The following is a 12,640-nucleotide window of genomic DNA, read 5'->3' as shown; positions in this document are numbered from 1 at the left end:
CCTGCCATACCCGAGGTCCGTCTCCATGCCCCCACAACACGCCGACCCCACAGGCGATTTGACGGATCGTGTCACACGCTAACTACGCGGCATTGGGGTAGAGGGACGGACGTGCCATGACTCGATCCTCTCAGGGAATCGAGCCTCCATCAGACCCGGAGCGCTTCACACCACGGGGCAGCGGATGATGGCCAACGGCATGCTGCTTGTCTCTGCGAGCTGTCTCATCTTGTTGGGGGAGACCGCAGCGCTCGCAGCTGCCGTTGCGAACGGCTGGAGTCCCGCCGCAGCTACCGCGTAGAGGCCACCTTTGTCCGGTCGGTCCCGAAGGCCATGCTGCCGGTCGCGGTGGCGGTGTACTTCATGCCCATTCCACGCCCAGCTCCCGCAGTGCGTCGAGCTGGTCCTGGGTTAGCTTGTCCCGCCTCGACTTGGTGTTGGAGACCCACACGCCCAGCTTCACGACCACCGGCTCCGCCTCGCCGTCGACCGCCACCTCTTCGCTGTGGCCGCGAGGACCGACCGCTGGCCCTCCCTCTCGACCCACTGCGCGAGGGCCGCCAGGCCGCGCTGGAAGGCCTGCTGCGCCTTGCTCGGACCCTTCGCCGAGCGCTTGGGCCGTCGGGGCCGGAGGCGGCGCCTCAACGGGCTTCAAGCCCAGCTTGGACAGCCGCTCCTGCTGCTCGCTCGACAGCTGCGCCCAGGCGGTCGGCTGGGCCTGCCGCTGGAGCCACCGTCCGATGTCGTCGCCGTCGAAGGTCACGCCGGGTGCGATGTCGGGCAGGTGACCGTCGGTGTCGACGAGGTCGGCGAGGATGCGGTAGTGACGTTGCCAGTCGGCTCTGTTCTCGTATAGCTGCCGCCAGGTGGCGTGTAGCGCTGAGTAACCGCCATAGCCCTCGTTTTCCCGGACGGTGTGGAACACCGGCCTTGACCAGCGCCGCCAGTACCGGTGCCGTGGTCGGGCGGGCGCTCTGCTCCTCGCAGACCTCCCGCCGCAGCTCGCGGGTCACGTCGGGGTGGACGAGTTCGCCTGGGGCCTCCTGTCCTCGCTCCCGGAGGAGCGGCAGCTGCGTAGCATCGTCGTTGTCGCAGCACGATTCACGGGGAGGGGCACCCAGATGGCATTGGTAGCAGGGGAGTACGAGTTCACGTGCAGCGAGTGCGATGGGGATGGATCCCTGCAAGTCATCGGAACCGAAGGCGAACTCGTCTGGGACAAGTGCGACGAGTGCCGCGGCGAAGGAACCGTCAGCTACGACGAGCTGGAGGCGGCAGAAGCCATCGAGGTTGGCCGCACACCGCTGCGGACACCCCCGACTAGCGATCTGCACAGCAGCCCTTTGAAGGACGAACTCGACCAATGGTTCGGGTTCCTGAGTGACCGCCAAGCCGAGTCGACACCCCCGGCCAACATCATGATCGGTTACGCCTATGGGTACGCTGAGGCGATGCTCTTGGCCGACCGCGAAGAACCGGCCCGAGAGAAGCTGGACTTTATGATCCGGGCGGCCGAGAAATTCAAGGATCACCCAGGTTTTCCCGGACCTCGGTGACCTGTGCGGCCGGCCACTCGTTGTCCGGCCATGGAGCAGACCGGGCTTTCCCGGTCCCACATCCGACCAGACCGTGCGATTGATCACGACCATTCGGCGGTCAGTCGTTCTCGTCCGGATCGTCATCGAAGATCGGGTACAGCGAAACCCCGACCGCTATGCGCGCCTGCCCGAACTCTTCGCCTGCCAGGCCCTTCAGCTCGTAAACGTTGCGGATCAGCGGCACTGGCCAGTCGGCCGTGCGCATCGCCTCGGATTCGGTCACACCGGCCGTGGCTGCCCATCTTCTGAGACCGCGCAGAGCGGCGTCCGCCTCGGCTGCGGTCATGTTCGCCGCGTACACCAGCCATCCGTCAGCGCCAAGATGTTCCCCGGCGGTGCACTCGGGGCTTCCCTTGGACCGCCCAAGCGGCTCGTCCGTCCCGACGACGAGGACGCGGACGCCGTCCATGCGGGCGAGGTACAGCACCACACGGGTGGTGTCCGCCTGAGCTTGCACGTCGCGGGCCGCCGCAACCACCCGGTCCCACAGGTCAGCCGCCGGTACCTCGTCGAGGTTCACGGTTTCACTCTGGCCGCCTTGTGGCATGCGGTCTGCCGGCATGCGCGCATCCACCCCGTCGGCTTTGAGCCACCGCAAGACGGACTGTTCGACCTGCCGCGCGGCCTCCCGGGAGGGGAGCAGTACAGCGCGGTACAGGCGCCAGCCCTGGCTCCGGTGCTGAGCGATCCGGGTGGAGTCCAAGCCGGCGATCCCGACCTTCCCGACCTGGGTGGCGCTGTGCGTCACGACGTAGACGTGGGTGGGCGTCACGGTCATGCGCTGATCTCCGTCCGGGCCGACGCACGCAGCTCGGCGAGGTCGGGAATGTGGTTGTAGAGCGCGCCGGGGCTCACACCGAGGAGCTTGGCGATCGAGGTGATGGAGCGCCCAGCGTCGGGCAGCAGGTCGCGGGCGGCGCGGATGACTTCCTCGGTGGCGACGATGGGGCGCCCGCCGACCCGGCCGCGGGCACGTGCAGCGGCCAGGCCCTCGCGGGTGCCCTGCACGATGAGTTCGCGGATGAATTCCGCCAGGGCGGCGAAGACGTGGAAGACGAGTCGGCCGCCGGGGGTGGTGGTGTCGAGGTTCTCGTGCAGCGAGGTGAAGCCGATGCCGCGCTCGCGGAGTTCGGCGACCATGTTGATGAGGTCCTGGAGGCTGCGGCCGTAGCGGTCGAGCGAGGGGACCACGAGGGTGTTGCCGGAGTCGAGGAAGGCGTGGCACGCCTTCAGCTCCGGACGGAGCGCGTTCTTGCCGGACTGTTTGTCCGAGAAGATCTTCCGGCACCCGGCGGCCGTGAGGGCGTCGATCTGCCGGTCGAGCTTCTGCCCGCCGCCGGACACCCGTGCGTACCCGCTTTTGATCTCGGTGCGCACCAGCGGCTCGGCGACGAGGAGTTCGGGGTGGCCGGCCGGCTCCGGAGTGTCACTCATTACCCCGGATCATGTCAGAAAACGGTGGTCGAAGGTTCTTGAAGCACACAAGTTTTTGAAGGGCTCCCGGCTCTTTTCGATCTTGAAACGGTGATCTTCAGAAAACGTTTGCCGACAGGCGGCCCGAGCCTCCAATGAACCCGTGCAATCCGGGGGTTCGCGGCGGCTCGAATCCAATCAGATCCGTTGGTGATTGATGACAGGGTTTGGTGACAGATAGGGTCCGATCCTCCGCGCGGAAGGGGTCCCCGATGGCGAACCTGGTCTACAAGCGGGTCTCGACCGATCAGCAGTCGACCGACCGTCAGAACCTCGTCCTCGACGAGGCTGGGATCGAGGACCCCATCCCGTTCGAGGAGGAGGCCGGCACCTCCAGCCGCCTCCACCCGCTCCAGCGACCGAAGTTCGGCGACCTGCTGGCATACGCGCGGCCGGGCGACACCGTGCACATCTCCGAGATGTTCCGCCTGGTACGCGGCACCGGGCACATCCTCGACGTGCTCGACGTCCTGCACCGCGACCGCCTCGCCCTGCGCATCCACGACGGCGCGTTCTCCGCGATGGACCTCACCGCCCGTCACCCGCGCACCGGAGAACTGCTGTCCACCGTGAAGTTCATGGTGCAGACCCTCGCCGCGGCCGGCGAACTCCAGCGCGATCTCCAGCGGGAGCTGACCTACGACGGGCTGCGGGCCGCCGAGGCCAAGGGCAACAAGGGCGGACGCCGCCCGGTCGTCACGGCAGCGAAGGCCGCCGCCGTGCGCGCCGCGTACCTGGGCGGCCAATCCATCGCCGGACTGGCCCGCGACCATCGCGTCAGCCGCGGCGCCATCCGTACCGCCGTCGCCGACCTCCTGCCCGAGTACGCGGCCGCCGATCCGGACGCCCCGGCTCCGGAGCCGCCGGTCGTCCTCGACATGCCGGGCAAGGTCGCCGACTTCCTCCGCGCAGCCGACCTGGAGCCTTCCGAGCGCGCCGCGCTCGACCAGGTCGTGACCGTACGACGTGGCCAGGGCTACACCCTGCGCGTCACCACCGTGCCCGCGATCCACCGGCGACTCCTCGACCTTTGCCAGCCCCTCGACGGCACTGCGGCGGTCCGGGCCCAGCGCAAGGCCCGCCGCGAGTACGAGAACCGGGTCAACCTGCATGCCCCCACTACGGACCTCGGCAGTCACTCACGTTCTGCTACATGACGGGTGGCGGCAGCTATACGAGAACACGGCCGGTGCGGGCGTCAGCAGTACAGGTTGCCGCCCGCCGTCGTGCCGAGGATCTGCACGAACCTCTGGTAGGCGTCCACCCGGCTCTGCACCTGCGCGGGGTTCTTCCCGTCGCACTCCAGGGAGCCGTTGATGCTGCGGATCGTCTGGCCGAATCCGGCGCTGTTGACCATCGCGTTGTGGCCGGTCATCGTGCCGGGTCCGGTCTGCGTGTTCCAGTACCACAGGCCGGTCTTCCAGGCCACGGAGGCGTCATTCTGCACCAGGTAGGGGTTGTTGAGGAGGTCGATGCCGAGCGCGTCGCCCGCGGCCTTGTAGTTGAAGTTCCAGCTGAGCTGGATCGGGCCGCGGCCGTAGTACGCGGACTGGCCAGCCGGGCAGCCGTACGGCTGGCTCCAGTCGCAGTAGTGCGGGTAGTTGGCGGTGTTCTGCTCCACCACGTACACCAGGCCGCCGGTCTCGTGACTGACGTTGGCGAGGAAGGCCGCGGCCTCCTGCTTCCTGATCGTGTCGCTGCCCGTGTTGGCGAACGCCGGGTAGGCGCTCATCGCCGCCCGCAGCCCGCTGTAGGTGTAGAAGGAATTCCGGTTCGGGAACATCTGGTTGAACTGCGCCTCGCTCACTACGAAGCCGTCCGAGGGTGTGGAGCCGCCGTCGCAGGCGTACGGCTCCCAGTACCAGGTGCTGATGGTGGGGTCGTAACCCGGGTTGTCGTGTTCGGCGATGTACGCCTTGCCGTCGGTGTACCGGACGATGTTGCCGGTGACGTAGGACCTGCCGGCCACCCAGCTCGGGTAGCTCGAGCAGGCCGCGGCGGAAGCGCTCGTGGCCGGCAGCAGCGCCGGTACGGCGGTTCCGACGACGATCGCGGCCATCACTGCGGAGATGCGGCGCCTCGACACAGGGTCAACTCCTTCACGCGGCACGGCCGCTCCCGGTACAAGGGCAGAGCGAAGCAGAGCCTTGCGCGCACGCGCCGGCCAGGCCGGCCACGGCGTCGGGGGCGGCCGCGGTGGGGGGTGTGGAGGCACACTCAACCGCTTTGGTATGTACCAGTCAAGGGTGTAGACCAGTCAGATCTGACAACGTTGGCAGAGAAGTACCGGACGCCCGGCGGCAGTTGGTCGACACACCAGTGGCCCGGGTCCGTCCGAAGACCGGCCCGGGCCACCGCCCGTCTCAACTCGGCTCGGTTCAGCCGAGCGGCTTCTCCAGCACCGCCTTGCGGTGGCTGAACGTCTCGATGGAGTAGCGGCCGTGGTAGCTGCCCATGCCGCTCTCGCCGACCCCGCCGAACGGACGGCTCCCAGCACTTCCAGGTCTTCCTCGGCCCCACCCAAGTCGACAGCGTCAAGGTCGACATCACGGTCCGCCGCTGCCTCGCCGGCGTCCCCGAAACCAGCCCTCTGGCCTCCGCCGTCGACCTGCCCTGGCCCGTCGACTGGCCCACCGTCCGCCTCTACCCCCTCATCGACCACATCGCCGACAAGGTCTGCGCCTTGTACGAGCGCCACGGTGATGGGACATCCAGCCGATACCGCGACCTGGGCCGACCTTCTGCTGATCAGCCAGCAGGAAGAGGTCAACGGGCGGGCGGTCTACCAAGCCCTTCACCTGGAGGCCGACCAACGCTGCCAGCGCGGCATCGACCTCACCTTGCCCAAGTCTTTCGAAGCCCCGGGGCCCGCCTGGCACGACAGCTACCCGGCCGCCGCCGCACTGGTCATCGGGCTGCAAGGATGCCGCACCTTCCCCGAAGCGGCCCAGGCTGCGGAGACATTCCTGAACCCGCTGCTCGACGGCAGCGCGCAAGGAAACTGGAACCCCGCGAACGCTTCCTGGCAATGACTCAGAAGACTGACATCCATATCTGGGTGTACCGTCGCCCGCGCAACCGGTAATCGCCTGCAGGATCGGGCGGCCCGGGGCTCAGTGCTCGGGTAAGTCCCAGGCCGCCACCCAACCAATGTGCCCCAGGCCGACGGCAGCCCCCACGCCAGCACGACCACGGGCCCGAATCCAGGCGGAGTTCGGGCCCTTGGGTTTTGTATATGGAAGCTGACACCACTTGTCGCTCAGAGCGGGGAACGCCCGGTTGCGCCGGAGGGCGATGTCCCGACGATGATGCCCTCCGGGCCGCGGAGGTAGCAGAGCAGATAGCTGTTCTCGAACCTGGCGATCTCGCCGACGAGTTCGGCCCCGTGAGGGCGCAGGCGGGCAACGGAGTCCTCGATGTCGTCGACGGCGAACATGACGCGGTGCGTGCCCAGAATGTTGTGCGGCCGCCTTCGCGGCCCGGCGCTGATCACCGCGGGGCTGCGGTACTTCGCCAGCTCGAGCCGGCTGTGACCGTCCGGGGTCCGGACCATCGCGATGTCACAGCGGACGCCGTCGAGTCCGGTGCACTGGTCGGCGAAGAGTCCCTCGACCTGCGCCCTGCCCTCCAGCTCCATACCGAGTTCCACGAAGAACGCGATGGCGGCATCCATGTCCTCGACGACGATGCCGACGTTGTCCATCCGCTGAATCGCCATGCTGGTGTCTCCTTCTTCCTCGTGTGGCCGGTGGTAGCCGCTGATGTCCCTGGGACGGAGCCGGTGGCACGTTCTCGACATCCGCAGACCGCCGAACTCCGAAAAATCTGGATCGCGCCTCAGCACCGTTACAGCAGACCCGCGAGCCAGGCGCCACCACCGAGGGTGAGTGCGGCGCAGGTGGCCGCTCCCATGAAGACGATCAGCCGCAGCGTGCCGTCCCCGCTTTTCAATGCTTCCTCGACGATTCGCGGCGTGCGCGCTTGAGCATTGCGCCTCCCCAATCAATTCACGGTGCCGGGTCACCCTTGGCGGGTGGAGTTCCCCGTGCCGCTCGCCCTCGGGAAGGTCTTCGACACCACCACCGACCTTGACGGAGTCCCCGTCGGCTACCAGGACATGGCCGACCGTAAGTGCCTCAAAGTCCTCATCACGCCCTGACCCCAGGGATCCGCCCCGGAGGCCACGAGCCTGAACCGGGCGCTGTCTCCCGAAGTAGCTGCAGTGAGCTTCTTCGAGGCGGCCCGGCGGACCTCCAGCACGATCTGGTCGGCCGGCCAGTGCCACGTCCTGGAGCTGCCGGTGGTAGTGGTCGTGGACACGAGTCGAGGGGCATCCGCAGCTCGGACAGCACCCTTCCGCAGTTGACGCAACCAGTGCGGGTGGGCGAGGGCACGCGCTGAGTGACGGCGAGTGGGTACCGGCTGTGGGGCTGTCGGCCCCCGCGGGAAGGCCCATCACCCATCGATGACGTGAGAGCGCGGGCCCGCCGCACCTGGCGTCCGCCCTGGCGGAGGGCATGCGCCAAGCCGCCGACCGGGATGCCCCACAGGCCCGTTGCTCCGTCCCCCGACACGCCGAATTCATGGGGCGGTCCGCCGCCGTCCCCCCGGACGCGCGGTGGCCGACGACCCCGTCTGCTCGCGGCGTAACTGTGCCATGGCACAAGAGCGACATGTGCGACCCCTTGAACGACGGCGGGGGAGGCCGGAGGATCCAGTGATCTTTCGCTCTTCGCCGCGTCTCAGGAGTCTTCCTTGCCCAAGGTTCTCATCCCTCGGCTCGGGCCGATCGCCCTCGCCGTGGCGGCCGCGCTACCACTCGGCGTCATACCGGCGACTGCCGCTGTGTCCGCGTACTCCGCCGGTGAGGTGTCGCACAACGAAGCCGGACACCAAACCCCCGGCGATGCCGGAACGCACACCGTCACGCTGATCACGGGTGACAAGGTCACCATCGGGACCGCCGCCGACGGCACCGTCGTGCGCTCCTTCCAGGCCGCGAGCGGAGCCACCACCGGCTTCCACCGCGCTGTCGTGGACGGCGCCACCTATGTCTATCCCGACGCCGCCCTGCCGTACGTGAGCGCCGGCAAACTCGACAAGCAGCTCTTCAACGTGACGCGGCTGATCACCGAGGGCTATGACGACGCGCACAGCTCCCGGCTGCCGCTGATCGTGCGCTACACCGGAGCCGCCGCCAAGGCCCGCACCCGGACGAAGATGGCCGGCTCGACCGACGTCCGCCGCCTGGACAGCATCCAGGGCGCGGCCCTCGCGCAGAACCACAAGCAGGCACCGGAGTTCTGGTCCTCGCTCACCGGGGGTTCCGGCGCGGCGGCCCGGTCCGCGAAGCCGTCCTTCGCGGGCGGCGTCGCCAACGTGTGGCTCGACGGCAAGGTGAAGGCCGACCTGGCCGACTCCACCGACCAGATCGGCGCGCAGAAGGTATGGGCGGAGGGTGACACCGGCCAGGGCGTGAAGGTCGCGATGCTCGACAGCGGCGCGGACACCGAACACCCGGACCTGGTTGGGCAGGTGTCCGACAGTGCCAGCTTCGTCCCCGGCGAGGACGACATCGCCGACTACAACGGCCACGGCACGCACGTCGCCTCGACCATCGTCGGCACGGGCAGTGCCTCCGACGGCAAGGAGCGGGGTGTCGCCTCCGGCGCCCGGCTGGCCGTCGGCAAGGTGCTCAACTCCGAGGGCAGCGGCCAGGAATCCTGGATCATCGCGGGCATGGAGTGGGCCGCCCGCGACCAGAAGGCCAGGATCATCAGCATGAGCCTGGGCGGCGGCGGTGACAAGACCGACCCGATGAGCCAGGCCGTCGACGAACTCAGCCACGACACGGGCGCGTTGTTCGTGATCGCGGCGGGCAACGGCGGCCCGCACTCCATCAGCAGCCCCGGTGCCGCAGACTCCGCGTTGACCGTCGGCGCCGTCGACTCCACCGACACGCTCGCCGACTTCTCCAGCCAGGGCCCGCGTGACGGCGACGGCGGGCTGAAGCCGGAGATCACCGCGCCCGGCGTCGACATCGTCGCGGCGCGCTCGCACTACAAGCGCGGCTCCGGCTACTACACCGCGATGAGCGGCACGTCGATGGCGACGCCGCACGTCGCCGGTGCCGCCGCGCTCCTCGCCTCCGAGCACCCCGACTGGACGGGCACCCAGCTCAAGGAGGCGCTGGTCAGCAGCGCCAAGGCAACCCCGGCGTACACCCCGTACCAGGCGGGCGCCGGCCGGCTCGACGTGCTGGCGGCCGTGCACACCACGGTCTTGGCCACCACGACCGCCTACTCCGGCTTCCACACGTGGCCCCCGAAGCCGGGGCGGACCGACGTCCAGACGGTGACGTACACCAACGTCGGCGACGCACCGGCCAACCTCAACCTGGCGGTCAACGGCACCGTCCCGGCAGGGTTGTTCAGCCTCTCCGCCGACCACGTCACCGTGGCCGCCCACGGCACCGCCACGGTCACCCTGACGGCGGATCTGGACAAGCTGGGCGGCGACCAGTCGGTCAGCGCCATGATCACCGGTACGGACGGCAGCGGAGCGGTCCGCGCCCGGACCCTGATCGGCGCGACCCGCGAGGGCCAGCGGCAGAATCTGACCGTGGTCGCCAAGGACCGTTCGGGCAAGCCGCTGGAGGGCCGGGTCGTCCTGACCGCCGAGCACCTCTTCACGGTGATGGACCTCGACGCGTCCGGCACCGGCACGGTGCGGCTGCCCGTCGGCAGCTACAGCGGCTGGCTCACCGGTGACGTGCAGGGCGCCGAAGGCCCGCACTCGCGCGGCATGGTACTGCTCGCCTTCAACGACGTGAAGCTGGACCAGGACCGCACCGTCACCCTGGACGGCCGCAAGGCGCGCCGGATCCTGGCGCGCGTGCCGCAGCAGACCACCGCCGTCGCGCCGCGCCTGGACGCCCACCGGTCCTTCACCGACAGCCTGGTGGAGACGTCGATGCTGCCGGACCCGTCGTACGACAGCATCTGGGCGCTCCCGACCGGCAAGAAGGTCACCGACGGCGAGTTCGAGACCGGCGCCCGCTTCCGCCTCGAGCAGCCCGCGCTGACCGTGAGCACGAAGTCGACGACCTTCAACGACCCGCTGGTCAAGCGCGCGGCCACGCCGCTGCCCGCCGGTACTCGGAACCTGACGGCGGTCTTCGCCGGTGACGGCACGGCCGAGGAGCTCGCGCGGCAGAACGTGCGCGGCGAGGCCGTCGTGGTGCGCGGCGCCGGCACGGAAGGGATCAAGGCCCAGGCGGAGGCCGCCGCGGCCGCCGGCGCCCGGCTGCTGCTGGTCGTCAACGACGGGGTCGGCCGCCTGCAGCCCTGGGACGAGAACCCCTGGAGCCCGGAGAGCCCGGCCCCGGTGACGGTGGCGACGCTCAACGCCGACCAGGGCGCCGACCTGCTCGGCCAACTCCGGCACGGCGCGGTCTCGCTGAAGGTCACCTCGCACCCCACGACCGACTACGTCTACGACGTCGTGCACCACTGGACGGGCGCCGTTCCGGTGGACCCGACCTGGCGTGAGGAGTCCAAGGACCTCGGCCGGGTGAACGTCTCCTTCCGGAACTACCGGCAGGGCAAGGCGATGGAGTTCCGTCCGGACGTCTGGCGCGGCTGGGCCGTCGGCAACCAGCTCACCGCGCCCGCCCGGGGCGAGCGCACAGACTGGGTCACCGCTGGCACCACGTGGCTTGACGACGCCTTCATCCAGGGCGCGACCGGGCAGCACTCGATCGACCCGCTGAACTACCCGGCGCGCAAGACCGGCAAGGTCAGCTGGTTCGGCCCGATCCAGCGGCCCCGCATGGGCCCGATCAACTACCAGCCGGTGCGCTACCTCGACACGATGTACATCACCGCGCCCGGCTGGGGTGACTCGGGGTCCGGCCACGTCGGCGAGGCCGGCGCGAACTTCGACGTCAAGGACTGGATGTCGCTCTACCAGGGCGACCAGCAGCTCAACTGGGGCAACGCCGAGTACCTGCAGGTTCCCGGCCTCGGCGCCGAGCGCCTGCCCTACCGGCTGGTCCTCGACAACGACCGCGGCACCTGGGCCAACCCGTACTCGACGCACACGCTGACCGAGTGGGACTTCACCTCCGCGGTCACCGGCAGCGATGCAGCGGTGTCCCTGCCGCTCATCCAGCTCGACTACGGCGTGGACACCGACAAGTCCGGCCGTGCCGACCGGCACGCCGGCCTGACGGTGACCGCCTCGCACCTGCCGGGCACCACCGCCACCATCGGGAAGCCGACCGTCGAGGTGTCGTACGACGACGGTGCCACCTGGCAGCGGACCGACCTGAGCCGGTGCGACGACGGATGGCGGACGAACCTGCGCGCGCCGCGGTCCGCCGACTTCGTCACCCTCCGGGTTGGCGCCCGGGACAGCGCGGGCAACACCGTCTCGCAGACGATCACCCGGGCCTTCGGCCTGCGCTGACGTCACACCCCGGGAGGTCACCTGAGACAGCACCGCGTGGGTGGGACCGCAGCCGGCGGCCCCGCCCACGCGGCGTTCCCAGTCGTCAGAGGATCTATGAGGACACCTCGTCGCGGAACGGCAAGCGAGTGCTCGCGGACCGCCTGTGGCCCCGCGGAATGAGCAAAGAACGGGCCCACCTGGACGAATGGCTCCGCGACGTGGCGCCGTCGGCGGACCTGCGCCACTGGCACCACCACGACCAGGAGCGCTTCGCGGAGTTCCGGGATCGCCGGACTGGGCAATGCCGAACTCTTCCGTATCTGCGCGCGGTTCACCGACGCGAGCAGCCAGGAAGAGGGCGGTGAGGAGGGGGTGCTGCAGGCCACTCGCGTCACGCTGGGGCTGCTGGCTCACCGGATCGGCCAGTTCTCCGAGCAGATCCGGGATGTGGACGCTCGTCTGGCCCGGCTCGTCAAATCATGCCCCGCAGCCCTCTTGTACGCGACCGGCCTGGCAGGCTGTGCCAGCGTGCTCGCGCCCTGTTTGGTCGATGGAGAAGTCGGCGAACTCCACGTCGGTGAAGGCGATCCCAGGGCCGTGGGCCCGTCTACCTCCGTCCCGCAAGTTGGCGTGCCCCAGTGCACGTGCGAGGCACCATTTGCTGCTCGCCCGTCCGGCGTCCCGGGCGGCGAACAGCTCTCGCGCGCCGGGCAGCGGCCGGTCAGGGTGTCTGCGGCAGAGCCCGCCCCGTCGCCTCGGCTTCCTTCGGCGCGCCGGGTCCCGTCCGGCCCCGGCCCCGCCCTCGGCTGAGCTGTGCCCCGACCGCCGAGGTCACCAGGCTCAGCGCCGCGGCCGTGTACCAGACGACCCGGAAGTCGTGGTGCGAGGTGGCGGATGTGCTGACGGCACCGCCCCGTCACGGTGAACCAGATCGCCCGTGAAAGCCGTCGTGGTGCCTGGTCGCGGGGGCTGGTGGAATCATCCGCCGGGACGATCGCGTTCCCCCGCGGGAAGCCGGGCAGGGGCGGCCCGGATGGTGAGAAAGGTGCGACATGCTGGAGACGGTGGGCCTGACGGCCGACGAGAGCGAGGTGTACCGCCTTCTGGTCGCCACCGGG

Annotated in this window: 9 protein-coding genes and 3 pseudogenes; 7 read left to right on the top strand and 5 right to left on the bottom strand. The window is 69.3% G+C overall.

The annotated features are described in order from the left end of the window. Window positions 1–361 precede the first annotated feature (361 nt). Window positions 362–838: pseudogene (locus AB0D27_RS43130) on the bottom strand (helicase associated domain-containing protein); the annotation flags it as partial. Between the two features lie 181 nt (window positions 839–1,019). On the opposite strand from AB0D27_RS43130, the gene AB0D27_RS43125 reads away from it, so the two are divergent. Continuing rightward, a complete protein-coding gene (locus AB0D27_RS43125) occupies window positions 1,020–1,556 on the top strand; it encodes a hypothetical protein (protein ID WP_362520526.1) in 537 nt (178 codons plus the stop codon). A gap of 100 nt (window positions 1,557–1,656) precedes the next feature. On the opposite strand, the gene AB0D27_RS43120 is transcribed toward AB0D27_RS43125, so the two are convergent. Continuing rightward, window positions 1,657–2,376 (bottom strand): hypothetical protein, encoded by a 720-nt coding sequence (locus AB0D27_RS43120; protein WP_362520523.1) that lies wholly within the window; start codon window positions 2,374–2,376, stop codon window positions 1,657–1,659. Next, window positions 2,373–3,032 (bottom strand): recombinase family protein, encoded by a 660-nt coding sequence (locus AB0D27_RS43115; RefSeq protein WP_362520520.1) that lies wholly within the window; start codon window positions 3,030–3,032, stop codon window positions 2,373–2,375. Before AB0D27_RS43115 ends, AB0D27_RS43120 begins: the two co-directional genes overlap by 4 nt. 251 nt (window positions 3,033–3,283) lie before the next feature. Here AB0D27_RS43115 and AB0D27_RS43110 point away from each other — a divergent pair, with 251 nt between their 5' ends. Further along, entirely contained in the window at window positions 3,284–4,228 is a 945-nt protein-coding gene (locus AB0D27_RS43110) for a recombinase family protein (protein ID WP_362520518.1), read from the top strand. Window positions 4,229–4,269: 41 nt separating this feature from the next. Here the strand turns inward: AB0D27_RS43110 and AB0D27_RS43105 are convergent, their stop codons facing one another. Beyond that, on the bottom strand, window positions 4,270–5,157 hold the full coding sequence (locus AB0D27_RS43105) for a glycoside hydrolase family 19 protein (RefSeq protein WP_362520515.1): 888 nt from the start codon (window positions 5,155–5,157) through the stop codon (window positions 4,270–4,272). A gap of 459 nt (window positions 5,158–5,616) precedes the next feature. Here AB0D27_RS43105 and AB0D27_RS43100 point away from each other — a divergent pair. Then, window positions 5,617–5,742: pseudogene (locus tag AB0D27_RS43100) on the top strand (nucleotidyl transferase AbiEii/AbiGii toxin family protein); the annotation flags it as partial. A gap of 31 nt (window positions 5,743–5,773) precedes the next feature. Next, window positions 5,774–6,103, top strand: coding sequence for a hypothetical protein (locus AB0D27_RS43095; protein ID WP_362520512.1), 330 nt, complete (start codon window positions 5,774–5,776; stop codon window positions 6,101–6,103). A gap of 227 nt (window positions 6,104–6,330) precedes the next feature. Here the strand turns inward: AB0D27_RS43095 and AB0D27_RS43090 are convergent, their stop codons facing one another. Next, window positions 6,331–6,789 (bottom strand): VOC family protein, encoded by a 459-nt coding sequence (locus tag AB0D27_RS43090; RefSeq protein ID WP_362520510.1) that lies wholly within the window; start codon window positions 6,787–6,789, stop codon window positions 6,331–6,333. Between the two features lie 315 nt (window positions 6,790–7,104). Here AB0D27_RS43090 and AB0D27_RS43085 point away from each other — a divergent pair, with 315 nt between their 5' ends. From AB0D27_RS43085 to AB0D27_RS43075, 3 genes and pseudogenes are all read left to right on the top strand, one after another. Continuing rightward, window positions 7,105–7,230, top strand: coding sequence for a hypothetical protein (locus AB0D27_RS43085; protein ID WP_362520507.1), 126 nt, complete (start codon window positions 7,105–7,107; stop codon window positions 7,228–7,230). A gap of 596 nt (window positions 7,231–7,826) precedes the next feature. Beyond that, window positions 7,827–11,540 carry a S8 family serine peptidase gene (locus AB0D27_RS43080; RefSeq protein WP_362520505.1) on the top strand — a complete coding sequence of 1,238 codons (3,714 nt, stop codon included), beginning with the start codon at window positions 7,827–7,829 and terminating at the stop codon, window positions 11,538–11,540. A 92-nt stretch (window positions 11,541–11,632) separates the two neighbouring features. Then, a pseudogene (locus AB0D27_RS43075) lies at window positions 11,633–11,812 on the top strand (DUF488 family protein); the annotation flags it as partial. Window positions 11,813–12,640 lie beyond the last annotated feature (828 nt).

The sequence above is a fragment of the Streptomyces sp. NPDC048415 genome (assembly GCF_040651675.1).
Lineage (GTDB): Bacteria > Actinomycetota > Actinomycetes > Streptomycetales > Streptomycetaceae > Streptomyces.
Note: the sequence above shows the minus strand (reverse complement) of the source record. Positions and strands in the feature narration are given on the sequence as shown.